Origin of the sequence: Stenotrophomonas sp. AR029, from assembly GCF_047520695.2 — a bacterium.
GTDB classification, from domain to species: domain Bacteria; phylum Pseudomonadota; class Gammaproteobacteria; order Xanthomonadales; family Xanthomonadaceae; genus Stenotrophomonas; species Stenotrophomonas sepilia.
The window spans coordinates 40225-64674 of the sequence record NZ_JAXBQQ020000002.1; the positions used below are offsets into that span (position 1 = coordinate 40225).

A 24450-nucleotide genomic window follows, 5' to 3' on the forward strand; every position below is an offset into this window, starting at 1 on the left:
TAGCCAATCCGCGCTACACGTCCAGAGCCACATCCGTCAGCCCTCCCGTGATGGCAGCGCCAGCGTCCAGCGGCGCTGCAGTGCGTCATGTAACCGTTTACATCCCTTGCTAGCGTAGCGCTCGCCCGATTCCGGTCGAACCTGCGAGGCTGTCCGTAATGACATTGCGCGCCGAACGCTACAAGGTTTCCACACCGTTCTTCCCATTGCGCCCTGCCGCTGCCCTGCTGTTGGCCGCCCTGGCCTCCAGCGCACAGGCACAGACCCTTCCCCCGCGCAGCCAATGGCAGGCCAGCAGTTCCTCGCAGCAAGTGCCGGCGATGGCGATCAGCCACCTGATCGACGGCAACCCGAAGACCGTTACCGGCGGCGCGTTCAGTCCGGGCCACTGGTTCCAGATCGACCTGGGCGCGCCCACCCTGCTGGCCGGCGCACGCCTCACCTGGGACGTATCGAACCCGGAAGGCTATTCACTGCAGACCTCAATGGATGGCAGGCAGTGGCAGACCGCGTACACGATGGCCGATTCGCTTGGCGACGTGGAAACGCTGTACTTCGCGCCACGGCAGGCGCGCTACCTGCGGCTGGCCAGCCCGCAGCGCACTTCCGACTGGGGCGTGTCGATCTTCGATATGGAGCCGCTGGACAGCACGCTCAGCGCACGCGTCAGCGGTATCGATGCAGCGCAGGCGGCGGCGCTCTGGCAAGGCGGCGGCACCGTCGCGATGCCGGCCGGGGCAAATGGATCCCATACGTTCGAGATCACGCTGCCGCAGGCCCAATCAACGGCTGGCCTGGTGGTCGACTGGGCCGATGGCGCACGAGGCGCCGCCCGACTACAGGCGCAGGATGCACAGGGCCGTTGGCAGGACCTCGCACACGATGCACAGGCGGCCAGTCACCGGCAAAGCTGGCTGGCCGCCACTGCAGCACAGCCATTGCGTGCTTTCCGCCTGAGCGTGGACGGCGCTGCGCCACGGATCGCACGCCTGCGCCTGCTCGGTCCTAAAGCCGTGATGACGCCGATGAAGCAGTATCAGATCGTTGCCAGCGGCGCCCAGCGCGCGTTGTTCCCGGCCTCGCTGCAGATGCAGCAGACCTACTGGACGGCCGTGGGTGTGCATGCAGGACGACAGAAATCGATCTTCGACGAGTACGGCAACCTGGAAGCCTTCAAGGGCGCGCCACTGGTGCAGCCGATCTGGCGTAGCGCTGACGGGCGCGCCGCAGGTGCCGCCGGGCAGGCAATGCAGCATGCCCTGCGCGACGGCTGGAAGCCGATGCCCTCTGCCACCTGGTCACCGCAACCCGGCCTGCAGCTGCGCAGTGAAGTATTTGCCATCGAGCGCGATGGCCAGCCGGTGACCTTCCTGCGGCATCGGCTGCAGAACACGGGAAGCACCAAGATCGAAGGCACGCTCAGCCTGGTGGTGCGCCCGATGCAGATGAATCCACCGTGGCAGAACGGCGGGCTGTCCCCGATCCGCGAGGTCACCATCGACGGGCAAGCCCTGCGTATCAATGGCCGCACGCTGCTGCAGTCGCTCACGCCGGTGGCTGCGTCGGGTGCGGCGCCATTCGGCAAGGATGGCGCAACGGAGATCACCGCGACCCTCGCTGCCGGCCAGCTGCCTTCCACGCAACAGGTGCGTGATGATCAGGGGCTTGCCTCGGCTGCATTGAACTACCGCGTCTCGTTGGCGCCGGGAACCAGTGATGCCGTCGTGGTCGCGTTCCCGTTGGGCACCGCCGCCGCCGATGCCAATGGCGTGCTGCCCGAAGCGCCTGCGCTGGATCTGGCCACGCTGCCCCACGATGCCAGTGCGGCGTTTGATTCACTGGCCACGCAGGCGTCTGCGGACTGGCAGGCACGGCTGGGCCAGGTCGGCCTGCGCCTGCCCGATCCGTCGCTGGTGGACATGCTGCGCGCGCAGGCCGCCTACATGCTGATCAACCAGACCGGTCCAGCCATGCAGCCCGGCCCGCGCAACTACAACCGTTCCTTCATCCGCGACGGCATGGCCACCTCGGCGGTGCTGCTGCGCATGGGGGAAGCCCGCGTGGCGCGCGACTACCTAGCCTGGTACAGCGAGCACGGCGTGCATCCCAACGGCCTGGTCTCACCGATCCTCAACGACGATGGCAGCGTCAACACCGGCTTTGGATCAGACATCGAGTACGACAGTCAGGGCCAGTACGTCGCGCTGGTGGCCGATGTCGCGCGCCTGGACGGCGGCCCCGAGTCTGTGCGTGGCTATCTGCCGAAAGTGAAAGCAGCGCTGCGCTTCCTGCAGGAACTGCGCGAACGCACGCTGGTGCCCGGTTACAAGGCTGACCAGCCTTCGCCGGAACGGTTCGCGGGCATTCTTGCGCCGTCGATCAGCCATGAGGGCTACCCGTCACCCACCCACAGCTATTGGGATGACTATTGGGGCCTGAAGGGCTGGCACGACGGTGCCTGGCTGGCCGAATCGCTGGGCGACCACGAGACCGCAGCCTGGGCGCGCGAACAATACAAGCTGCTCTACGACGCACTGCATGCCTCGATCCGGGCGACGATGGCGTGGAAGGGCATCGACTTCATTCCCTCTTCGGCCGACCTGGGCGATGGCGATCCCACCGGCGTTTCGATCGCACTGGACCCGACCGGCGCACAGAGCGTGTTGCCCGCCGACGCGCTGCGGACAACCTTTGCGCGCTATCTGGAGGACGTGCGCAAGCGCAGCCAGCCCGGTGCGCTGTACGCGTACACACCGTACGAGATCCGCAACGTGCTGAGTTACGTACACCTGGGCCAGCCGCAGGTCGCCGATGAGCTGCTGCAGGGGCTGCTGCATGACCGGCGCCCGCTTCAGTGGCAGGTGCTGGCCGAGGTCGTGCACTCACGCCTGCGCTTTCCTCGCTACCTGGGCGACATGCCGCACACCTGGATCGGTGCCGAATACGGCCGCACGCTGTTCGGCATGCTGATGCGCGAAGACGATGATGCGCTCTCACTGCTGCCGGGCACGCCCCCCTCGTGGGTGGCGGGCGATGGATTGGCGGTGGAACGCCTGCCCACCGCGTATGGCACGTTGCAGATGCAGGCACGGCAACGCGACGGCACGCTATCGATCACGCTGGGCAAGGGCCTGCGCAGTGGGACGGCGGTGAAGGTCTGGTGGCCGGCGCGGACGATGCCGAAGACCGTGCGTGTGGATGGGCGCGACGTTACCGCGTTCGATGCGGAGGGCGTGCGCCTGGCAAGACCATTCAGAACGCTGGAGGCGCGTTGGTAGAGCAGCCGAGCATGGCTCGGCTCTACGGAAAGCAGACTCCACCAGTAGATCCACGCGATGGGTGGATGCTCCTGCAGAGTCGAGCCATGCTCGACTCATCGCGCACCGCGCGAACTGCAGCCGAGCATGGCTCGGCTTTACAGAAGCAGCGGTAGCGCCGGGCCACGCCCGGTGTCATTGCAGCGTCGGCAACCCCGGCGGATTGGTCTGCGATTGCGGCACCGCCTCCTCGGCCAGGTTCCAGCGCGCCAATGCCTGCGCATAGGTGCCGCTGCCGATCTGGGTGTTCAACGCCTGCGTCACCGCATCGGCCAGGCCGCTGCCCTTGCGCGTGGTCACCGAGATCGCCGCAGCGTTCGGCCAGCCACCGGGGAACAGGCCCACGCGCCGCACCTTGCCATCGCGTGCCGAGTAGGCGCCGGTGGCATTGGGCTCGAACGAGACATCGGCGCGGCCAGTGATCACCGCCAAGCGGCCGACCACGGCGTCGTCGAAGTACTGGTACTCCACCGGCTTCAGCCCGGCCGCAATGTTCTGCCGGTCCCACTGCCGCAGGATCTGGTCCTGGTTGGTGCTGGCACCCACCACCACTTTCAGCCCGGCCACATCAGCGGGCTTTTCGATCTTCTGGATGGGCCCGTCGCTGCGCGTATAGATGCCCAGAAGATCGTAGCGGTAGCTGGAGAAGTCGAACTTCTTCTTGCGCTCTTCGGTCACCGTCACGTTCGACAGCACCGCATCGTACTTGCCCGATTCCAGCCCCAGCGGCCAGTCCGCCCACGCGACCGGCACGATCACCAGCTTCAGGCCCAACGCATCGGCGATCAGCCGCGCGATGTCCGGCTCGATGCCGACCACGTCCTTGCTGTCGGCGCCGTAGTCGGCCAGCGGCAGCTGCCCCGGATGGGTGGCCACGGTAAACGCCCCAGGGGTGACGAACTGATAACCGGCGGGGATCAACGCCTTCGCCTTCGAGTCGAAGGTGCCCTTCAGGACGGCCGTGTTCGCGCCGGCCAGGCTGGTCGCTACCACGGTGCCTGCATCCGGTGCCTGGCGCACGCGCGAGTAGACGATACCGGCAATGCCGATGACCAGCACCGCCACGATCAACAGGGTGCTGCGCGAGGGACGACGCGATGCTGCACGACTCATGGTGCTCCTTCCGGGGTTACAGGGTCTTGGCCAGGAAATCGGCCGTGCGTTGCTGGCGCGGCTGCTCGAACACTGCGTCGGGCGTGCCCTGCTCGATCACCCGGCCCTGGTCCATCATCACCACGTGGTCGGCCACGCGGCGGGCGAAGCTCAGCTCATGGGTGACGATCACCAGCGTGGTACCGGAACGGGCCAGTTCTTCGATCACGCTCAGCACCTCGGCCACCAGTTCCGGATCCAGCGCCGACGTGGGTTCGTCGAACAGCAGCACCTTCGGCTGCAGCGCCAGCGCGCGGGCAATCGCGATGCGCTGCTGCTGGCCACCGGACAGCTGGCGCGGGAAGGCATCGGCCCTGTCGGCCAGGCCGACCCGCTCCAGCAGCGTGCGCGCCTGTTGTTCGGCCTTCGCACGTGGCACGCCACGTACCGCGATCGGTGCCTCGATGATGTTCTCCAGCGCGGTCAGGTGCGGGAACAGATTGAAGCCCTGGAACACCATGGCCACCTCGGCACGCCGACGGCGGATCTCACGCTCGGGCAGTTCGTACAGGGTGTCACCGTCACGGCGGTAGCCGATCAACTGGCCGCCGACGGTCACGTAGCCGCTGTCGGCACGCTCCAGGTGGTTGATCAGCCGCAGCAGCGTGGACTTGCCGGCGCCCGATGGGCCGATCAGCACCGTCACGCTGCCGGCGCGCAGGTCCAGGTTCACATCCTCCAGCACCGGCTGGTCGCCAAACACCTTGCCTACGCCGTGCAGCGACACCGCCGCGCCCTCGCCGGCATCCACCTGCGCGGCGATGCGCGGGCGGTTGGCCACGCGCGGCGCAGCATCACTGGGTGTCCGCACCGGTGACGACACCTGCGACACCGAGCGCTCGCGCTGCAGCTGGCCGCGCGCGAAGCGTTGTTCCACGCGCCGCTGCAGCAGCGACAACACGGTCAGGATCACCAGGTACCAGACCGTGGCCACCATCAGCAGCGGCACCACTTCCAGGTTGCGCCGATAGATCACCTGCACGGTGTAGAACAGCTCCGGCAGCGCCAGCACGTAGACCACCGAGGTGCTCTTGGCCAGGCCGATCACATCGTTGAACGCCGCCGGCAGGATCGAACGCATCGCCTGCGGCAGGATGATGCGGCGCACCTGGCGGCCACGCGGCAGGCCGAGCGCGGCCGCGGCCTCGTACTGGCCGTGGTCGACCGAGAGGATGCCACCGCGGATCACCTCGGCCGAGAACGCTGCCTGGTTCAGGGTCAGGCCCAGCACCGCGGCGGTGAACACGCCGATCAGCTGCGTGGTCGGGTACGAGAACAGGCTGATGCCGGTGAACGGCACGCCCAGCTCGATGGTGCTGTATAGATAGCCCAGGTTGTTCAGCAGCAGCAACAGCACCAGCAGCGGGATCGAGCGGAACAGCCACACATAGCCCCACGACACCGCCGACAGCAGCGGCGAACCGGAGACGCGTGCCAGCGCGAGCAGCGTACCCAGCGCGAAACCGAGGCCGGTGCCAAGCGCGGTCAGCAGCAGCGTGCGACCCAGGCCTTCCAGCACCGGGCGTGCGAAGAACCACTCGGCGAAGGTGCCCCAACCCCAGCGCGGATTGCCCAGCACGGACTGCAGCCCGATCAGGATCAGCGCCAGTGCCAGCACCGTGCCGAAGACCTGCAGCGGATGCCGGGCCGGCACGATCTTCAGTGCCTGTCCGGGCGCCGGACGAGCGGCGATGCCCTCCAGCGCGGTCGACGGTGTGCTCATGCGTGGGCTCCGTGCAGCAGTGCCTGTGCAGGGGTAACGACAGGCGTCGTCGCCCGCAGGTGCTTCTCGAAGGGCAGGTGCGCGACGGTTTCCGGATCTGCATCCAGATCGAACAGCGCGGTGTAGCCATGGCTGAGGTACAGGCCGACAGCTTCGGGCTGGCGGAAGCCGGTGGTCAGGAACACACGCCGATAGCCTTGGCGTGCCGCCTGTTCTTCCAGTTCCTGCAGCACGCGCCGCGCGATGCCCTGGCGTCGCAACCCCGGCAGCGTCCAGATGCGCTTGAATTCGGCGGTGTCTGGATCGCGGTGCGGCATGAAGGCGCCGCCAGAGATCGCCACACCGTCGCGCAGCAACAGTACGAAGGCCCCTACCGGCGCCGCGAAGGCCTGCGCCGGATAGCGCTGCAGCTCCTCGCGGGCGCTGCCACCGATGCGTCGGCGCACGTCGGCGTAACGGCGGTCGTACTCCTGTTCCAGGCCAGCGAACAGCGGCCGCGCCAGCGGGTCATCGACCGAGGTATAGAGGAAGCGTTCGTTGTTGCTCATGCCACGTCCTTCACCAGGTAGTCTTCGGCCAGCCGCGCCCACAGGCTGGCAGCGGGTGCAATGGCGGCGTCGTTGAACACATAGCGCGGGCTGTGCAACGGTGGACTGTCGCCGTTGCCGACGAACACGAAGCTGCCGGGCCGCGCCTGCAGCAGGAAGGCAAAGTCCTCGCTGGCGGTGCGCGGTGCGAAGCCGGGCACCACCTGTTCGGCGCCGAAGCACTGCACCGCCACCTTGCGGACATAGGCCGTCTGTTGCGGGTGGTTGATCACGCTGGGGAAGCCGCGCGGGAACTCGATCTCGGCGCGCGCGCCGAACGCGGCGGCGGTCTGCTCGGCAAGTTCCGTGACCCGGCGTCGCAGCGTGTCGCGCACCTCGGGCAGGTAGGCGCGCACGGTCAGCTTCAGCTCGACCACATCCGGAATCACATTGGCAGCCTGCCCACCGTGGATTGAGCCGACGGTGACCACGCCCATCTGCCGCGGATCGACATTGCGCGACACCACGCTCTGCAGCGCGGTGACGATGTGCGCTGCCGCCAGGATCGGATCCACGCTGCCCTGCGGCTCGGCACCGTGGCCGCCCTTGCCGATCACCTTCAGCCGCGCCCAGTCCACCGACGCCATCGCCGGGCCATCGACGAAGCCGAAGTGGCCGACTGGTACGCCGGGCCAATTGTGCAGCCCATAGATCGCATCCACCGGGAAGCGCTCGAACAGGCCGTCGGCAAGCATCTTCGATGCACCCGAACCGGTTTCTTCCGCAGGCTGGAACACCAGCTGCAGGGTGCCGTCGATATTGCCGTGATGGGCCAGATAGTGCGCAGCGGACAGCAGGATCGCGGTATGCCCATCGTGGCCGCAGGCATGCATCAGGCCCTCGGTCTGGCTGGCGTAGGCCAGGCCGGAGTCCTCGCGGATCGGCAGCGCATCGATGTCGGCACGCAGGCCCAGGCGACGGCTTCCCTGCCCGCGCTGCAGCGTGCCGACTACGCCGGTGCCACCGAGGCCGGTGGTCACCTCATAGCCCCATTGCTGCAGCAGCTCGGCCACGCGGGCACTGGTGCGGTGCTCCTCGAAGGCCAGCTCCGGGTGCTGGTGCAGGTCATGGCGGATCGCGATGGCGGCCTCGGCGCGTGCTGCAATTTCCGGCAGCACGCCGATGGACGCGGGATTCCGCCGGGCGTGGCCCGGTGCTGCCGCAGTTTCTCCGCTCATCGCCCTACCCCACCTTCCGCGCCGGTTCGGCGTCGGTCGAATAGCGGCTGGCCTTGTACGGCAGACCCAGATGCTCGCGCAGGGTCTGTCCTTCCAGCCCGCGCTGGTGGTAGCCGCGCGCCTGCAGGATCGGCAGCACCTGGGTCACGAAATCGTCCAGGCCCTCGCGCTGCGCGGCGAAGCCGAGAATGAAGCCATCGCTGGCACCGGCATCGAACCAGCGGATCAGCTCATCGGCCACGTGCTCCGGTGTGCCGATGAAGTTCGGCCGTGGGCTCACTGCTTCCAGTGCCACCTGGCGCAGGCTCAGCCCCTTTTCTCGCGCATCCTGCTTGATGCGATCGGTGGTGGAACGGAACGAGTTGCTGCCAATGTCACCCAACTCCGGGAAGGGCGCGTCCGGATCGTACTGGCTGAAATCATGGTGATCGAAGAAGCGCCCCAGGTACGCCAGCGCATCCTCAAGCGTGGCCAGTGCGGCAATCGCCTGGTACTTGGCTTCGGCCTCTTCGGCCGTGCGGCCGACGATGGGGCCGATGCCCGGGAAGATTTTCACATCGTTGGCGCTGCGGCCATGCGCGATCGCCGAGTTCTTCACCTTCTGGGTGAACGCGCGGGTTTCTTCCAGCGACGGCGAATGAGTGAACACCGCGTCGGCATACTTGCCGGCCAGCGCGATGCCGTCGTCGGACGAACCGGCCTGGAAGATCACCGGCTGGCCCTGTGGCGAACGCTGGATGTTGAGCGGCCCTTCCACCTGGAAGAAGCGGCCCTTGTGGTCGAGGCGGCGGAACTTTTCCGGCGCGAAGAATGTACCGCTGTCGCGCTCGCGCACGAAGGCGTCGTCGTCCCACGAATCCCACAGCCCCTGCACGACGTCCAGGTACTCATCGGCGATCTGGTAGCGCAGCGCATGTTCCGGGTGTGGCCGGCCATAGTTGCGGCCCGAACCCTCCAACGGCGAGGTCACCACGTTCCAGCCGGCGCGGCCGCCGCTGAGCAGATCCAGCGAGGCGAACTGGCGGGCCACGGTGAACGGGTCGCTGTAGGAGGTCGACAGCGTGCCGGCCAGGCCGATCTTCTTCGTTGCCGTGGCCAGTGCCGACAGCAGCGAGATCGGCTCGAAGCGGTTGAGGAAGTGCGGGATCGACTTCTCGTTGATGTACAGGCCGTCGGCCACGAAGCCGAAGGCGATGCCGTTGTCCTCGGCGGTGCGCGCGATGTCGATGTAGAACTGCAGGTTGACGCTGGCATCAGCCGGATTGGACGGATGCTTCCAGGCATGCATGTGGCTGCCGGGGCCCTGCAGCATGATGCCGAACGGAATGTGGCGCGCGGTCGTGCTCATTGGGGATCGCTCCTGCAGGTCAGGCCACCGCCGCGCGCGGCGCGGGCGACAGCAGTTCGAGGGATGTCAGGCGTGCGTCGAGGTCGGCCACCGGCGCGTCGAGGATGAACTCACCCACGCCGAAGCGTCGGTGCAGCGCATCCAGTTCGCCGCGTACCTGTTGCGCATCGCCGGACAGCACGCTTGGCCGTGTTTCCTCGATGCGGAAGTCCGCCACACCTACCTGGCGTGCATACTCGGCAGCTGCCTCGGGGCTGGGCAGGTTCACTGTCTGCCCCGGGCCAAGATGCAGCTTGTAGACGCGCAGCGCACCGATATGGCGTGCGGCTGCTTCGGCAGTCGGCGCGGCGAAGGCCACCGTGGCCAGCAACGGCGGTTGCGTGGAGACACCGCGGTAGGCGTCGAACGCGGCCTCGATGTGTTTCGGGTCGCCATCAAAGTGCGCGGCATACACGAAGCGCCAGCCGAGCTCGGCCGCCTGCTGCGCACTCTGCGGGCTGGCACCGAGCAGGAAGCGCTCCGGCGCCTGCTGTGGAATCGGGCGCGCCAGCGCCTCGGTTGCGGCACCGGACAGATAGCCCTCCAGGTCGCGCAGCTGCTGGTCGAAATCGGCGAATGCCGGGCGTCCCGCCGCCAGCGCGGCGGTCGATGCTGGCAGGCCACCGGGCGCCTTGCCCACGCCCAGATCCACGCGCCCCGGTGCCAACGCCGCCAGCAGGTTGAAGCTCTCGGCCACCTTGTACGGCGCATAGTGGCGCAGCATCACTCCGCCACTGCCGATGCGGATGCGACGGGTCTGCGCCAGCACCCAGGCGGCCAGCACTTCCGGCGCCGGGCTGGCAAGCGCCGGCGCGGCATGATGCTCGGCAAACCAGTACCGGTGATAGCCCAGCTGCTCGGCACGCTGCGCCAACTGCAGGCTGTTGCGCAGCGCCTGCTCTGGCGAGGCGCCTTCGGCCACCGGGCTCTTGTCCAAGACGCTGATCAGATAGCTCAAGGTCGTGTCCTCGCTCAGGGGTGGGCCACGGGAATGCCAAGCAATCCGTTCAGCGCAGCCAGGATCGGCTCGGCACCGGAGATGTACTGGCGGTCCTGATGCGCGCCACTGGCCAGCTCGCTGCGCACGCCCTGCGGCAGCACCAGCTTGGGCAACGACTGGTCCTGCTCGCCGATCTCGGCGATCACCTCGCGGCGTGGCCGCGCGAAACCAATGCGACGTACGTCCAGCTGCGCGTCGAGGCCGTCGATGCTCGACAGCGCCCCTTCCAGCAGCAGGCTGTGCCGGCAGAAGAAGCGCTGGCCAGGAATCTGGCCATCCTCGAACTCGCGGTCGAGCAGGAACAGGATGGGTTTGCTTGCTGCGTCCAACGCCACGGGAGTGTCCTCATCAGGGCCGGCAATGCGATGCCGCTTCGATTTCGATGCTAGGGATGCCGGTGCTTGCGGTGGCGGTGCCAGGCGACAATCGGCGGTCAGATCCGGCCACGCAGATGCGCCTTGGCCATATGCAAAGCGCCGCCGGTTATGGCATCAGGCGATGCGTCGCAGTGGCGCCGCTACCGCCAGCGCCTGCGTAGCCAGATGCCCGGCCGCACGCTCGGTCGCCAGCGCGATGCGGGCCTGCAACGCTGCACTGTTGAGGTGCTCGCCATCAAAGTCGGCCGGCGTGGCATACACCCCGATCGGCAGCGTGTGCGCCTGCAGGAAGCTGAACAACGGCCGCAACTGGTGGTCGATCACCAGTGCATGGCGCTCGCTGCCACCGGTCGCCGCCAGCAGCACCGGTGTATCCACCAGCGCCTCCAGCCCGATGAAGTCGACCAGGTGCTTGAACAGCCCCGGATACGACCCCCGATACACCGGCGCGGCCACCACCAGCAGCTCGGCCGCCTCGATCGTCTGCAGCGCCTGCTCCACCGCAGGCTCCGCCTCATCGCGCGACAACGACTGCCCCAGCGAGCGCGCGATCGGCGCCAGCTCCACCACCTCCACGCTGGCGTGCACCCGCTGCTGCAGCGACGCCAACAGGTGCCGCACCAGTAGCAACGTACGCGACGTCGCCGAACTGGTCGGCGACCCCACCACTGCAACCACCCTAAATGCAGAAGACATGAACTGCTCCTCGATGATGCCGAACTACCGCCGGCCGCCTTTCGCCTTGTGTAGAGCCGAGCCATGCTCGGCTGCTTTCGCCTTTGTGGAGTCGAGCCATGCTCGACTGCTCCAGATCAGAACCGGTAATTGATCCGCCCGTACCAGAACGTCCCGATCCGGCTCAGCACATCGCCCGAATCCCACGTCGTCTCGATGCTGGCCACATCGGTAGCACTGCGCGCGTACGCCGGCACCTTGCGCGTGCGCTTGTCGAACACGTTGTTGATGCCCAGCGCCGCACTCCAGCCCGCACCCAGCTCCACCGCACCTGAAAGGTTGGTCACCAGCACCGGCGGCTGCCTGTATTCCACGCCGTTGTTCAGGCGCTTGATCGGGCCGTAGTAGGTGAAGTCGACATTCGAGCGCCAGCGCCCGTTCTGCCAGCCCAAGCCCGCCACCTGGGTGTAGCTGGGCGTGCGGAAGCGCAGTGCGTACTCGCTGGATTTGGTCAGCAGGTTGATATTGGGCAGCCCCTGCAGCGCCGCCGGAATATCACTGACCTTCCGGATCGTGGTGCGGCCGACGTTGGCCGCATAGCTCCAGCGCAGCTTGCCCCACGCCGTTTCCTGGTTCGCTTCCAGGGTCAGCTCGACACCGCGTGTGCGGGTATTGCCCACATTGGTGAAGTAGCTGGCGTAGAACGCATCACCCGGCAGGATGCTGATGCCGGCCGACCCCAGCAGCGCATCGATGGTGTTCTTCTGCGCTGCGCTCAGCACCGTGCCGCTGTTGTCGGTGATGCGCGCCGGATCCTGTGCGTTGTAGCCGATCTGGCTGGACTGCCCGAGCTGGCCACGGATATCGATCTGGTACGCATCCACGGCCAGGTGGAAGGCCGGGCTCGGATCCCAGGTCACGCCGAGGCTGTAGTTGGTGGCCTTCTCAGGCTTCAGCGGTGTGGCACCCAGTGCGACCGCCGCCGGCGAAGACACCTGCGCCACCAGCGTGGTACCGCACGGGCAGCTGCCGGTGGCCTGGTAGAACTGCGCGCCCAGGCTGGGGGCATGGAAGCCATTGCTGACCGTAGCGCGCACACCCAGCGCATCGGTGAAATCGAAGCGGGTGGTCAGGCGGCCGGTCGAGACACTGCCGAAGTCGGAATGGTCCTCCCAGCGCGCGGCCGCATCCAGATACCAGCGTGAGGTGATGTTGGCGGCCGCACCCACGTACACCGCCTTGCTGTTGCGGGTGGCCTTCACCGCGTCCGCAGTGGAATAGCCGACGAACGCTGCAGCACCAAAGCCGGTGTACGACTCCCACTGCCCCGCCCCGCGCTCGTACTGTTCATGCTGGTACTCGGCACCTGCGCTCACTTCCAGCGGCGAAGCGAATGCCGCCACCTCGAAGCCACGGCGCAGGTCGAGGTTGGCGATGCCCTGCTGGTAATCAAGCTTGCCATCATAGAAATCAGTGGGCGAACCGGGGTACGGCAGCGAGTAGTTCACCGAGTTGCGGGTATAGGTGCGTACCGTGCTGCGATTGCCGGTCAGGCTGGCGTCGTAATCCCAGCCCGCGATCTGGCCTTTGACACCTGCGGTGCCGGTGTACTGCTTCTCCTTGGTTTCCAGCACCGGCAGGAAGCCATCGGGAAACACGCTCAGCACACCCGGCGCCTTGTAGGTGGTGAAGATGGTCGCCGGCAGGCGGAAATTCTGGATCGCCTGCGCGGTTCGATCACTGGCGGTGGCATTGGCGTAGAACTGGGCGCTCTCGCCCAGGCCATGGCCCACGTTCACCGCAAACGCCTTCAGCGCATACGATGGCGAACTGAGGATGGTGTTGGCCTCGGCATCGCGGTTGGCCTCGGCCGGGTTCGGCGATGCGCCGGCCGGCAACCGGTTGTTCGGTCGCAGCGCGACCAGATTGCCGTTGGCATCTACCGCCGGATAGCTCAGATAGCCATCGATGTAGCGGCGGGTACGGATCGCGTGGTGCTGCCGCGTGGTTTCGCCCGACAGGTTGACGAAGCCATCGGCGCCCCACGGCAGGCCCACGTTGGCACGCACGCTGGTGCGCGCGCCATCGCCATCAATGCTCTGCCCGCTTTCCACGGAAAGCTCGCCACCGTGTGCCTGCGATTTCAGGATCACGTTGACCACGCCGGTGATCGCGTCCGAACCATAGATGGCCGACGCGCCATCGCGCAGCACTTCCACATGGTCGATCGCCGAGACTGGAATCAACGCCAGGTCAGCCCAGGCATGGCCGGGGAAACCGCCGCCGTTGGCACCGCTCACATAGGCACTGGCATTGCGGCGCTTGCCGTTCACCAGCACCAGCGTGTAACCCGGCGAGAGATTGCGCAGCTGGTAGCCACGGATCAGGCTCTCCTGGTCGCTCTGGTAGCCACCGATCTGGCTCAGCGACGGCAGGCTGCGCTGCAACGCTTCCAGCAGGTTGGCCTGGCCGGTCGCAGCAAGGTCCTCTGCGGAAATCACATCGATCGGGGTGGAACTGTTCTTCACCGTGCGCGTGCTGGTGCGCGACCCGGTAACGACCACCGCATCCAGCGTGGACGCTGCCACGTTGGCCGTTGCAGCGGTGGCAGCAGGATCCGCATCGGCGTCAGCCGCATGGCCAGGCGATGCGGCCAGAACGCTGGCGATCAGGACGGCGAGAGTGTTCAGCACAGGGGCGTGGGCAGCAGGCATGGGGGCTCGTGGGGGTGGGCCGGAAACACGCTTCCATTCAAGGGCCTGTTCACCCACCGCGACAGGCGCGATCGCGTCACCCAGCCGTAACATCCGGCCACCCACATGACCGCTGGTAATGACGTTAGGTGGCCGCAACGGTGCGCTGCTGCCTGTAGAGCCGAGCCCACGTTCGGCTGCTCTTCGCGACGGCGTCAGATGCATCCACCCCGCCGGCACTGAACCGAGTGTGGGCGCGGGCCTACAGGAAGGGAGCGACCGCTCCATATGCCTGCCCGGCATCACCTCATGCCCTCGCACCACGCAGCGCCACGCGTCTGCATCCGTAGCATCAAGCCATGCCCAGCCCACCCGCCGATCCCACCGCACCGCTCGTCGCCATCGTTGCCTGCCACGGCCAGGGGCTATTCGAATTCGGCTGCGCGGTAGGCCTGTTCGCGCCTGTGCGGCCGGAACTCGGCGTGGCCTGGTACCGCACCCAGCTGTGCGCGGGTGAACCCGGTGCACTGCGCATGCTCGGCAATGCACAGGTGCAGCTGCCCTACGATCTCAGCACTGTTGATGACGCCGACATCATCGTCATTCCCGGATGGCGCGAACCCAGCGAACGCCCGCCGCAGGCACTGCTCGATGCACTCGTCCGCGCCCACGCACGTGGCGCACGCATCGCCTCGATCTGCTCTGGCGCCTTCGTGCTGGCCTGGGCCGGGCTGCTCGATGGCCGCCCGGCCACCACCCACTGGCGCCTCACCGAAGCGCTGGCACGCGACTTTCCGCGCATCGATGTGCGCGAAGACGTGCTGTACGTCGACACCGGCAACGTCATCACCTCGGCCGGCTCGGCCACCGGCATGGACATGATGCTGCACATGGTGCGCAAGGACTACGGCGCGCGCGTGGCCAACCTGGTGGCCGAGCGGCTGGTACTGGCGCCATGGCGTGATGCCGAACGCAGCCAGCGTGTCAGCCGCGCCATTCCGAATGGCGAGCCCTCGCGTCTGGCAAAACTGATGGAATGGATGCGCCGCAACCTGCGCGAGCCGCACTCGCTGGGCAGTCTTGCCGAGCAGGCCGCGCTCAGCCAGCGCACGCTGCAGCGGCAGTTCCTGGAAGCCACCGGCCTGTCACCCATCGACTGGCTGATCCGCGAGCGCGTGGCATTCGCCCGCGAGCTGCTGGAAACCACCGACCGGCCGCTGCAGTGGATTGCCGAGCAGGCCGGCTTTGGTTCGCAGGAGTCGTTCCGCCGGCACTTCCGCGGCCAGGTGGACGCCAGTCCTACCCAATACCGCAGCCAGCATCGCGGCGGAATTGGCGCGGATCGGTTGGTGGGCTGCTGATCCAACGCATCACTCCCGACGATGCGTGAGGAAAGGCTCACGGCAGGCTATGGCGACCCACGTATAGTGACGGGCGTCACAAGAAGCCCCTTCCATGCTCCACGCATTTGCCTACTCCAGCCACATGTCGGCTGGGCTTTCCGATGAAATGCTCCGGCAGATCGTGTCCCGCTCTGCCACGTTCAACCGTCGCGTGGACGTTACCGGAGCGCTGCTCGTCGACGGGCAGCGGTTTTTCCAGTACGTCGAAGGCCCGCCCGACGGCCTGGAGGCGGTCAAGCGCCGCATCCATGACAGTCGCTCGCATGCTGCCGTCGTGCCGGTACTGGACATGGCCATCAGCGCGCGTGCGGTTCCCTATTGGGCCATGACCCGCATCGAGACCAGGCAGGTCGTGGTGTCCGGCCTGGTCAATGCGCGATGGGACGAATTTGGCCATGCCGTTCCGGGCATGGATCAGCTCGTCGGCCTGCTGCGTCCGCACATTCCGCGCATCGGCCCGCTCAGTGCGCACCATGCGTCCGTCGGATCCAGCTGAACCGCCGCCCTGCGCGCGTAGTCCCACGCGGCCGCGTGCTCCCTGCGCACGTCATCATTCAAGCCGCGTTACCCATCGTTCCTGCCAGATCCACAGCATGCCTGTACCTGCTCAACCTTCAACGGAAACACGTGCCTCGCCCGCCGAGTTGTTCGAGGTTGTCGTCCTGCGCGCAGGCACGACCCTGTTCGCGATCGACGTACAGGTGGCCGTGGAAATACGCGGCCCCGAGACCTTCGGCCCTGCAGATCAGCATGGCAGGCGGAACCTGGAGGTACGAGGGCAGCCATTGCCGGTGGCCGACCTGCGCAGGCTCAGCGGGCAACCGGCATTCGATGGCGGCAGCCCAGCCATGCTGTTGATCAGCGCCGGCACCGCAACCCTGGCGCTGGCGGTAGATGAAGTGCTGGAAATCGAAACATCGGACGCATCTCCAGACGCAGCCCGGCCGGCGCAGGGTCGACCGTTCAACTTCTGCAGCCGACACGTTCGGGTGGATGCCACACGTTCGGCTGCGCTGATCGAACCGCAGTCGCTGCTGGCCGCGCTCGCGGTGCGGGACTAAGGCGCCTCTGCTCAAGGGCGCCTGCGAACCGGTTGAAACCGCATGCGCCAGCACTGCGCGGCAAAGCCGATCACAAACACCACCGCCAATCCCAGCAACGTGTGCAGCACCACCGGTGCCATCGGCGCCGCAGCAATCGGATGCGCTGCCGGCAACCGTGTCAGCGTTTCATTCACGCCTGGCACCAGCGACAGCAGGAAGCTGAAGGACAGCGCAAATGTCGACAGGTAAGGTGCTGCGCCACCCAGCCAGCGCAGCCGGGCCGCCAGCACGCCGCCGAACGCCACCAGCAGCACGATCACTCCGAATGCGTGGCCCGGGTTGATCCCGCCCGTACTGGAGACGGTGAACGACGTTGCCACCGACAGCACCAGCCCAAGCAGGTACAGCTTGCCGGAGCGTGTCGCGGGGTCGATCGCGCGATGGCGAATGAAGGCATACAGGCCGGCGAACACCGGTACAAGGCTGACGGCCGTATGGATCACGCCCAGCGTGGACAGAGAGTGCGACATGGAACATCTCCAAGGGTTGATTGAACCTACTAGTAGGTAGACTTCTAGATCAAAGAAAAGGCCTACGTTGCCGCAGGCCCAGCACACATCCATCAGGCAGCCGCGCTCACCCGCGCGATGGCCAACCGTGCCAGCGCAGCAAACTTCGCCGCATCGCCGAAACCGCGCGCGGCCAGCATCGCGCCATGCACCGATGACATGAACGCTCTGGCCTCATCGGCCACCGGACCCTGCAGGCGCAGTTGACCCAGCGCCGCGCCCTTCTCCAGCGTCACCGTCAGCCACCCGCTCAGATCCTCGAAATGCCCGCGTACTTCTTCGGCAATCTCCGCAGGGATCATCGGCGCCTCGGCCGCCAGCATCGCGCAGATGCAGAACGAAGACGTGCCACCGGCAATACAGCTCGACCAGTAGTCCACATAAGCGTTGAGCTCCTGCAGCGGGTCGCCCAGCTGCCGGTCCAGCAGCGCCAGGCCTTCGCGCGCCTCGGCCCGGTACAGCTCAACCACCGTGCGCACCAGGTCCACCTTGCTGGGGAAATGGTGATGGATGCTGGCCTTGCTGATGTTCACCCGCGCCGACACGTCGGCGTAGCTGAAACCGTTGTAGCCACCAGCCTCCAGCAGCGAACGGGCGTGGGCCAGGATCTCCTGGGCCTTGGGCGAGAGCGACTCTTTCATGGCGTCAACCTACTAGTAGGTTGACTCACTGTCAACTCCCCGCTGCGAGGTCGGCAGCATCTGGTAGTGCCGGCCGCTGGCCGGCCACTGCACGCACCCAACTCCACCGGGATGCCGGCCAGCGGCCGGCACTACCCCATCCGGGCGTTCGTGGCCGGTTTTGACATGCAGGTATTTACCTGCATATAGTCCACTCAAGGGCGGCGCCTGCCGGCCCATGGCGAGGAACCTGCAATGGTGGATATCACACACCGCGTCGGCATCAAGGCCCCCGCTAGCCAGGTGTACCAGGCCTTGGCCACCCCCGAAGGAGTTGCCGGATGGTGGGCTGAGGATACCCATGGCGACCGCGAGGTTGGCGGCACCGTCAAGGTGCGTTTCACCAACAACGGCCAGGAAATCGGCGCCATGGAAATGAAGCTGGAACAGCTCATTCCCGGCGAGCTCGTGCTCTGGCAGTTCCTGGCCGGCCCCGCCGAATGGATCGGCACGCATGCGCGTTTCGCACTGAAACAGGAAGGCGACTACTGCATCGTCCTGTTCACCCATGAAGGCTGGAAAGAGCGCGTCGAGTTCACCTCCCACTGCAGCACCAAGTGGGCGGTGTTCCTGATGAGCCTGAAAGCCCTGCTGGAAACCGGCAAGGGCCAGCCCAACCCCCGCGACGTCAGGATCGACAACTGGAACTGAAGACGCCCCGCATGAATGCAGACAAGGTGTTCAAGGCCTTGGCCGACCCCACGCGCCGGACGCTGCTGGACCTGCTCTGCGAAGACAACGGCCAGACGCTGGGCCAGCTGTGCGAGCACCTGGACATGGCCCGGCAATCGGTCACCCAGCACCTTGGCCTGCTGGAAGACGCCAACCTGATCAGCACCGTGCGCCGTGGCCGCGAGAAGCTGCACTTCATCAACCCGGTGCCGCTGCATGAAGTCTACGAACGCTGGGTACGCAAGTTCGAGCAGCAGCGCCTGAGCCTGCTGCATGACCTGAAACGCGAACTGGAAGGAGAATGACGATGTCCGCAGAGACCACCCGCTTCATCCACGTGATCTACATCGCGTCCACGCCACAGAAGGTGTTCGAGGCCATCACCCGCCCCGAGATCGCCAGTCGCTACTGGGGCCACGAGAACGTCTCGGACTGGAAACCCGGCTCGCGCTGGCAGCACGTGCGCGCCGACGAAACGCGCTCGGTCGAGCTGGTCGGCGAAGTGGTGGAAAGCACCCCGCCCTCGCGGCTGGTCATCACCTGGGCCGCCGCCTCGCAGGCCGACAATCCCGATGCCTACAGCCGGGTCACCTTCGAGATCGTGCCCTACCAGGACATGGTGCGGCTGACCGTCACCCACGACGAATTGGAACCCGGCAGCGGCATGGATACCGGCATCCGCCAGGGCTGGCCGATCGTGCTGTCGAGCCTGAAGTCGCTGCTGGAGACCGGCAAGGGATTGGATGTGTTTGCGAAGCCGAGCTGAGTCGTGCCGCTATCGGCGGCGGAGCGCCATCCGCCGCCTGCGCCACCATCCGCTCAATCGCTCACTGTGCGCGCGCGCCCGTATTGTCCGTGCACATCCTGCTTGATCCAATCCGCCAGCAGGCGCAGATAGCCGTCGGTGATCCGCGTCGACACGCGGTTGCCCTCGGCATCGGTGCGGAACTCGACCATGCCATGGTCGGTGTCGGGGAACAGGTAGGTCTCGATCGGCTGTCCTGACGCGCGCAGGCGCGACAGGATCGAACGCGTGGCGGCAATCGGCGCGGCGCGGTCCTGCTCGGCCAGCACCCATAGCAACGGCCCCTTCAGGCGGCGCAGCGCAGCCTCGGCGTCGTAGTCCCAGATCAGCTCCAGGTTATCGAAGCGCGCGCGACCGATCCGGCGCAGGTCGGCGTCGCTCATGCGCAGCATGTCACCGCTGTATTCGCCACTGATGGTCTTTGCCCACGGCGCGGCACCCACCTGCGCACGCACCTTCGCCAGCGCCTCGAAACCTTCACTGAAATGCGTGCGCATCAGCTGCGCGGTGGCCTCTGACAGCTGCCCGACCTGCGCCAACGCCGCCGCATCCAGCTGCATGCGCCGTGCCTCATCGAACAGCTGCTCGCGGTCCTCCTCGATGGGCGAGACCACCAGCCCGAAACCGATCGCCACGAAATCCGCCTGCGAACGCGTGGCCGCCAGCGGCGCGATCCAACCGCCCTGGCTGCCACCGAAGTACCCGGCACGGCCGAAGCGACCTTTTGCCAGTTCCCGCGCCTTAGCAAGCGCCGCCGCTGCGTCGTCAGCGAGCAGCTCGAAGTTCTGCGTGTACTCGCCTTCCGAATCGCCGGTGCCACGCTTCTGGTAGGCGAACACCGAGATTCCCTGCGCCACCAGCATGCGTTGGTAGATCGCCGCCACCGCCATCGTGCGTTCCGAGCCATGGACCAGCACCACCAGCGGCCGCTTGGGATCGGCCGGACCGGCGGGTTCGATCAACTGCCCGACCAGCTTGGTTCCTGCACTGGTGAAAGTAGCATCGGTATCGCGGGTCGGCAGTCGCTGCCAGCGCTGCGTGGCCTCCGCAGGCGACCTGAAGCTGACCACATCGCCGCTGCAGCTCACCGGCGCGTTGGCATCGCCGGTGGCGCCACGTCGCCCGTCCAGCATCAGATAACGCTGCCCCGTGGCCGGTGCCGCGGCGGGTGCGCCCAGCACCACGATGTTGCCCTGCCCGTCACCGTAGGCACTGACCGTGCACAGCTCGGCGGCTGCAACCGGCAGGCCCGAACACACCAGCACCGCGCTCAACAACGAACGACTCTTCCACCCTGCCATGCCCGTCCCCATTACAGTAAACCCGCGTCGCGCAGGCGCAGGCGCCGGGCGCAGCCTAGCGCGTTCGTTCGCCAGATTCATGCTGCACCCGCTCGCCGTCGCCTTCTGCCATGGCCATACTGGAAGGACGATACGGACTTCAGAGCGCCATGCACCCACACTTGCAACACATCGGCACCACCCGCATCCTGCGCGTCGGCCCGCAGGGCACGACGCTCGATGCCACCGCCCTGCGCGACCTGGTCGGCGATGCCCTTGGGCACCAGGCCGAGTGGATCGCCGTACCGGTGCAACGCCTGTCGGCAGACTTTTTCGAACTGCGCTCCGGCATGGCCGGGCAATGGCTGCAGATGCTGGTGAACTACCGCCTGCGCTTCGCCGTACTGGGCGACGTCAGCGCCTACCGCGCACAAAGCCCGTCGCTGGATGCATGGATCACCGAGTGCAACCGCGGCCGCGACGGCTGCTTTGTCGCCGATTGGGACGCCCTGCTGGCACGTCTTCCCGTGTCGGCCAGCTAGCGCGCCGTCCAGCCCCCATCCACCGGCAGCGCCGTGCCGGTGATCTGTGCCGCCGCGTCCGAAGCCAGGAACACCACCATCCCGCCCAATTGCTCGGGCGTCACGAACTGCAGCGAAGGCTGCTTCTCGGCCAGCAGCGCGCGGGCGGCGGTTTCCTGATCCGCGCCTTCCTTCTCGGCCAACGCAGTGATCTGCTGCTCGACCAGCGCCGTTCGCACCCAGCCCGGGCAGATGGCATTGGCAGTGATGCCGGTGCCCGCATTCTCCAGCGCGGTCACCTTGGTGAAGCCCACCACGCCATGCTTGGCCGCCACATAGGCCGACTTGTTCACCGAGCCAACCAGGCCGTGCACCGACGCGATGTTGATGATGCGACCGGCGCCCTGCTGCTTCATGTGCGGCAACGCCGCCGCCGTTGCATGGAACACTGCCGACAGGTTCAGCGCCAGGATCGCATCCCACTTGTCGACCGGGAATTCCTCGATCGACGCGGTGTACTGGATGCCAGCATTATTCACCAGGATGTCGATGCGGCCCATCGTCGTCACGACGCGGTCGATCATCGCGCGCACCGCCTCGCCCCGGGAAAGGTCCGCGCCATCGTGCACCACCCGCACGCCGAACTCAGCTTCCAGGCGGGTACGGATGCGTTCGATCTCCGCCGCATCGCCGAAGCCATTCAGCACGATATCGGCACCTTGCCGCGCCAGCGCCGTGGAGATGCCAAGACCGATACCGCTGGTGGAGCCGGTGACCACCGCGACCTTTCCAGAGAACATGGGCGAGCTTCCGTTGGGTGTAGGCCGCCAGTGTACCTACACGGGCCAACTCCCTTTAACTGGCGTCCCATGACGACCCACAGCTAGAAGCGGATGCCCGCCGGATCAACGGTCGCCAGCGGATTGGCCTTCCGCACTGCCTCCAGGAACAGCAGGAAATCCCGATTGAACAGCGTCAGGTTGTTGGTGAACGTCACGCACTTTCTGCCCGAAGCTTTGCTGAAGCACACCTGCCAGACATAGCGCCCGTAGATCCTGTCGGACGTTCGCGTGACTGAGGTGATCTGCGAAAGCGGAACCGCCGTGGGCACTGGCCCACGCCGCAGGTAAAAGGACGCCGCATCAAAGAAGTAGTGCTCCCGATCTTCTTTCCCATCCACCATCACCAAGGTCATGGACCTGCCGGAAATCCGGCGCGGAGCATGCAAACGCAGCCCCGTCTCTACGGACGAGCGAGCAGTTGCTGCCATTCGCCGAAGGGTGAACCAGAGGATCACCAACGGAAGTGCCGCAAGGACAATGAAACCTACGGTCTTCAAAACAGTTTCCAGCGTGCTGGGCACACAGATCTCCAGGATGAACGTTCAGGCACTTGCAAGGCCCGACTAGATCCACGCCACGCGTGGATGCTCTGGCTTCAATGCCCCATCACTTCCAGTGATCCGGCCCCAGGAACGGCAGGCTCAACACGAACACCGGAACCGCCACAGGGATCAGCGCCGCGCCGAGCACCTTGCCGGCCGCCGAACCCACACCCGGCTTGTCCTCCCTCTCCGGCAGGATCCGCTGCGCCCGCGCATTGATCGGCTGTGCCAGCTTTCCCTTCTCCGCCAGCGCCGCAGCATCCGGCAACTTCACCCGCTCGCCGTCGCCCTCGAACAGCGCGCTGTAATAGCTGCCGCCCTTCCTTGAAAGATTGCAGGCCCGGTCAAACGCCAGCGCGTAACGGGTCCGGTCCATCGGCAGGTAGTAGCGTGCCCGCTCCTCCACGGCCTTGGCCTCACGCGAGGGGACCTCAATCCGCTCCAGCTTGAACTGCGCGGCCTGCTCCGCCGTCACCTGCTCCGGCCGCAGCAGCAGCGCATAGCTGCCGTGCACCTTGGCCTTGTTGGCCGGGTCGCGCCAATCCTCATGGAAGTACATCTGCGCGCAGGCCACCGCCTCGCGCAGCGGGCTGTCCATCAGCGCCCGGTACTCGCGGAACGGTGCGGCATTGAAGCGCATCGGCTCGTCATAGCGCGGCAGCAGGTACAGCTGGCCGTCGTCGGCCACGAACGCACTGGTGATCTCGCGGCTTGAGGCGTGCTCTTCCGGGCCACTGGCACAGCCGGACAGCAAGCCAAGGCACAGGGCGGAGAGGATGAAGAAGGACGTTCGCATGTCGTGTTCGAGGGCTTCCCTGGGAAAACGGCCCCTCCCGAAGGGACGAGGCAAGCCCGTCATGGTGCCATGTCGGCCTTGCCATGCCCAATCAAACTGCTGGAGATCGAGCGGGTTCAAGCCGCTGGCGCTGGTCGGCGTGCTATATTGAGTGCGCCTGGACATCCATGTTCAGTGACGTTCCTGGATCAGTCTGGAACGAGCGCAACAGGTACATCCCCGTTCGGCCTTTCCGTAGCGCTTGGGGATTATCCAACCACCAGCGCACCAGATTGCTCCTTGGTTGGCGAAATGAGCCAGCCGCTGCGGGCCGTGCGTCTTGCCCAAGGGCCAGGTCAGCCACCCGGCAGGCCTTTGAAGAAGCGCCGCGACATAAGCCGCATTTCCAGCATGCCGATTACGGCATCCGTGGGTCGCCGCCCCCTTCAGCCGTGCCGGCGCAGTCGGCATCGCGATTGCCGCCACGTCTGTCGCAATCACCAAACACTTTGCCCCGTTACTGGGGAACCGATGAAGAAGAAAGCCCACTCTTGAAAGGAGAGCGCGTAAATGAACGCTGATGATGTGAAGTCAATACCGATGATGGACCCGCTCGCGAACCAGCACACCGGTGGATCGAGTGCATCCAGACGCACCATCTACGTAGATCTTGATGGCGTAATGGCCGACTTCGACGCGGCATTTCCCGCCCTGTTTGGCCTGGACCATCGCGTGCTTGCCGACGATGAAATGTGGGGGCACATCAACAACCACCCGTCGTTCTTCCGCGACCTTCCGCCGATGCACGGTGCAGTGGAGTTTTTCCACAGCATCCACCACTTGAACCCAGTGATTCTCACGGCCTGCCCGAAATCGAACTATCCACTCGCTGCCATGCAGAAGCGGCAGTGGGTCCGCGAGCACCTGTCAGCAACCTGCCTGGTGTTGCCTGTGCTCGGCGGCAGGCACAAGCCTCTTTTCATGCACCAGCCAGGCGATGTTCTGATCGACGATTTCGAAGCGAACTGTGATGCCTGGACAGCGGCCGGAGGCGTGGCGATCAGGCACGCCGGCGATTGGACTGCAACGCGTCACGCGCTTTCCCAGATTGAAGATCTGTCAGGGGTAGCGCTGGCGAAGGGCTGATGCCCTCTCTGCCGACCACGTTGGCACTTCCATAGACAGGCCGAGGCGCTGGCCCCTCGGCCCCCAAGGCTGGCAACCTGCTG

Annotated in this window: 24 protein-coding genes; 9 read left to right on the forward strand and 15 right to left on the reverse strand. The window is 66.2% G+C overall.

Annotation, left to right across the window (positions count from 1 at the left end):
• Positions 1-158 precede the first annotated feature (158 nt).
• Positions 159-3278, forward strand: a complete 3120-nt coding sequence (locus tag ACM0PB_RS06635; protein ID WP_414604542.1) for a discoidin domain-containing protein — start codon at positions 159-161, stop codon at positions 3276-3278.
• A 174-nt stretch (positions 3279-3452) separates the two neighbouring features.
• On the opposite strand, the gene ACM0PB_RS06640 is transcribed toward ACM0PB_RS06635, so the two are convergent.
• The 9 genes from ACM0PB_RS06640 to ACM0PB_RS06680 all read right to left on the reverse strand — a co-directional run bounded on the left by ACM0PB_RS06640 (position 3453) and on the right by ACM0PB_RS06680 (position 14110).
• Positions 3453-4430, reverse strand: coding sequence for an ABC transporter substrate-binding protein (locus ACM0PB_RS06640; RefSeq protein WP_065177494.1), 978 nt, complete (start codon positions 4428-4430; stop codon positions 3453-3455).
• Between the two features lie 16 nt (positions 4431-4446).
• Positions 4447-6192, reverse strand: coding sequence for an amino acid ABC transporter permease/ATP-binding protein (locus ACM0PB_RS06645; RefSeq protein ID WP_315973889.1), 1746 nt, complete (start codon positions 6190-6192; stop codon positions 4447-4449).
• Positions 6189-6740: a GNAT family N-acetyltransferase gene (locus ACM0PB_RS06650; protein ID WP_065177493.1), complete on the reverse strand. Its 552-nt coding sequence runs from the start codon at positions 6738-6740 to the stop codon at positions 6189-6191. Before ACM0PB_RS06650 ends, ACM0PB_RS06645 begins: the two co-directional genes overlap by 4 nt.
• Entirely contained in the window at positions 6737-7957 is a 1221-nt protein-coding gene (locus ACM0PB_RS06655; RefSeq protein WP_081280856.1) for a M20 aminoacylase family protein, read from the reverse strand. Before ACM0PB_RS06655 ends, ACM0PB_RS06650 begins: the two co-directional genes overlap by 4 nt.
• 4 nt (positions 7958-7961) lie before the next feature.
• Positions 7962-9305: an LLM class flavin-dependent oxidoreductase gene (locus tag ACM0PB_RS06660; RefSeq protein WP_262219617.1), complete on the reverse strand. Its 1344-nt coding sequence runs from the start codon at positions 9303-9305 to the stop codon at positions 7962-7964.
• A 19-nt stretch (positions 9306-9324) separates the two neighbouring features.
• Positions 9325-10302 carry an MsnO8 family LLM class oxidoreductase gene (locus tag ACM0PB_RS06665; protein ID WP_005416278.1) on the reverse strand — a complete coding sequence of 326 codons (978 nt, stop codon included), beginning with the start codon at positions 10300-10302 and terminating at the stop codon, positions 9325-9327.
• 14 nt (positions 10303-10316) lie between these two features.
• Positions 10317-10679, reverse strand: coding sequence for a DUF3088 family protein (locus ACM0PB_RS06670; RefSeq protein WP_065197036.1), 363 nt, complete (start codon positions 10677-10679; stop codon positions 10317-10319).
• A 156-nt stretch (positions 10680-10835) separates the two neighbouring features.
• Positions 10836-11417, reverse strand: a complete 582-nt coding sequence (msuE, locus tag ACM0PB_RS06675; protein WP_065177488.1) for an FMN reductase — start codon at positions 11415-11417, stop codon at positions 10836-10838.
• Between the two features lie 116 nt (positions 11418-11533).
• Positions 11534-14110, reverse strand: coding sequence for a TonB-dependent receptor plug domain-containing protein (locus ACM0PB_RS06680; protein ID WP_414604541.1), 2577 nt, complete (start codon positions 14108-14110; stop codon positions 11534-11536).
• Between the two features lie 338 nt (positions 14111-14448).
• Here ACM0PB_RS06680 and ftrA point away from each other — a divergent pair, with 338 nt between their 5' ends.
• The 3 genes from ftrA (at position 14449) to ACM0PB_RS06695 (ending at position 16553) form a co-directional block, all read left to right on the forward strand.
• Positions 14449-15450 carry a transcriptional regulator FtrA gene (ftrA, locus tag ACM0PB_RS06685; RefSeq protein WP_005416274.1) on the forward strand — a complete coding sequence of 334 codons (1002 nt, stop codon included), beginning with the start codon at positions 14449-14451 and terminating at the stop codon, positions 15448-15450.
• A gap of 94 nt (positions 15451-15544) precedes the next feature.
• Positions 15545-15988, forward strand: coding sequence for a BLUF domain-containing protein (locus ACM0PB_RS06690; protein WP_414604540.1), 444 nt, complete (start codon positions 15545-15547; stop codon positions 15986-15988).
• Between the two features lie 97 nt (positions 15989-16085).
• Positions 16086-16553: a chemotaxis protein CheW gene (locus ACM0PB_RS06695; protein WP_414604539.1), complete on the forward strand. Its 468-nt coding sequence runs from the start codon at positions 16086-16088 to the stop codon at positions 16551-16553.
• A gap of 11 nt (positions 16554-16564) precedes the next feature.
• Here the strand turns inward: ACM0PB_RS06695 and ACM0PB_RS06700 are convergent, their stop codons facing one another.
• A complete protein-coding gene (locus ACM0PB_RS06700; RefSeq protein ID WP_065177485.1) occupies positions 16565-17065 on the reverse strand; it encodes a hypothetical protein in 501 nt (166 codons plus the stop codon).
• 92 nt (positions 17066-17157) lie between these two features.
• Positions 17158-17745, reverse strand: a complete 588-nt coding sequence (locus ACM0PB_RS06705; protein WP_414604538.1) for a TetR/AcrR family transcriptional regulator — start codon at positions 17743-17745, stop codon at positions 17158-17160.
• Between the two features lie 234 nt (positions 17746-17979).
• On the opposite strand from ACM0PB_RS06705, the gene ACM0PB_RS06710 reads away from it, so the two are divergent.
• Genes ACM0PB_RS06710 through ACM0PB_RS06720 form a run of 3 tightly spaced genes read left to right on the forward strand, consistent with a single transcriptional unit; the run spans position 17980 to position 19222 of the window.
• Positions 17980-18435 carry an SRPBCC family protein gene (locus tag ACM0PB_RS06710; RefSeq protein WP_414604537.1) on the forward strand — a complete coding sequence of 152 codons (456 nt, stop codon included), beginning with the start codon at positions 17980-17982 and terminating at the stop codon, positions 18433-18435.
• 11 nt (positions 18436-18446) lie between these two features.
• Positions 18447-18761: an ArsR/SmtB family transcription factor gene (locus tag ACM0PB_RS06715; RefSeq protein WP_005416268.1), complete on the forward strand. Its 315-nt coding sequence runs from the start codon at positions 18447-18449 to the stop codon at positions 18759-18761.
• Positions 18762-18763: 2 nt separating this feature from the next.
• Complete coding sequence (locus ACM0PB_RS06720) at positions 18764-19222, forward strand: SRPBCC family protein (protein ID WP_262089690.1); 459 nt, start codon at positions 18764-18766, stop codon at positions 19220-19222.
• A gap of 53 nt (positions 19223-19275) precedes the next feature.
• Here the strand turns inward: ACM0PB_RS06720 and ACM0PB_RS06725 are convergent, their stop codons facing one another.
• Positions 19276-20562 carry an alpha/beta hydrolase family protein gene (locus ACM0PB_RS06725; RefSeq protein ID WP_065177482.1) on the reverse strand — a complete coding sequence of 429 codons (1287 nt, stop codon included), beginning with the start codon at positions 20560-20562 and terminating at the stop codon, positions 19276-19278.
• 149 nt (positions 20563-20711) lie between these two features.
• Here ACM0PB_RS06725 and ACM0PB_RS06730 point away from each other — a divergent pair, with 149 nt between their 5' ends.
• Positions 20712-21083, forward strand: coding sequence for a DUF4180 domain-containing protein (locus ACM0PB_RS06730; RefSeq protein ID WP_065195948.1), 372 nt, complete (start codon positions 20712-20714; stop codon positions 21081-21083).
• On the opposite strand, the gene ACM0PB_RS06735 is transcribed toward ACM0PB_RS06730, so the two are convergent.
• The 3 genes from ACM0PB_RS06735 to ACM0PB_RS06745 form a co-directional block, all read right to left on the reverse strand.
• Positions 21080-21862 carry a 3-hydroxybutyrate dehydrogenase gene (locus ACM0PB_RS06735; RefSeq protein ID WP_164229515.1) on the reverse strand — a complete coding sequence of 261 codons (783 nt, stop codon included), beginning with the start codon at positions 21860-21862 and terminating at the stop codon, positions 21080-21082. The two genes, ACM0PB_RS06730 and ACM0PB_RS06735, sit on opposite strands and share 4 nt — an antisense overlap.
• A gap of 83 nt (positions 21863-21945) precedes the next feature.
• On the reverse strand, positions 21946-22425 hold the full coding sequence (locus tag ACM0PB_RS06740; RefSeq protein ID WP_239502798.1) for a hypothetical protein: 480 nt from the start codon (positions 22423-22425) through the stop codon (positions 21946-21948).
• A gap of 85 nt (positions 22426-22510) precedes the next feature.
• Positions 22511-23242 carry a hypothetical protein gene (locus ACM0PB_RS06745; RefSeq protein ID WP_069139953.1) on the reverse strand — a complete coding sequence of 244 codons (732 nt, stop codon included), beginning with the start codon at positions 23240-23242 and terminating at the stop codon, positions 22511-22513.
• Positions 23243-23791: 549 nt separating this feature from the next.
• Here ACM0PB_RS06745 and ACM0PB_RS06750 point away from each other — a divergent pair.
• Positions 23792-24367, forward strand: a complete 576-nt coding sequence (locus ACM0PB_RS06750) for a 5' nucleotidase, NT5C type (protein ID WP_164229514.1) — start codon at positions 23792-23794, stop codon at positions 24365-24367.
• Positions 24368-24450: the final 83 nt, after the last annotated feature.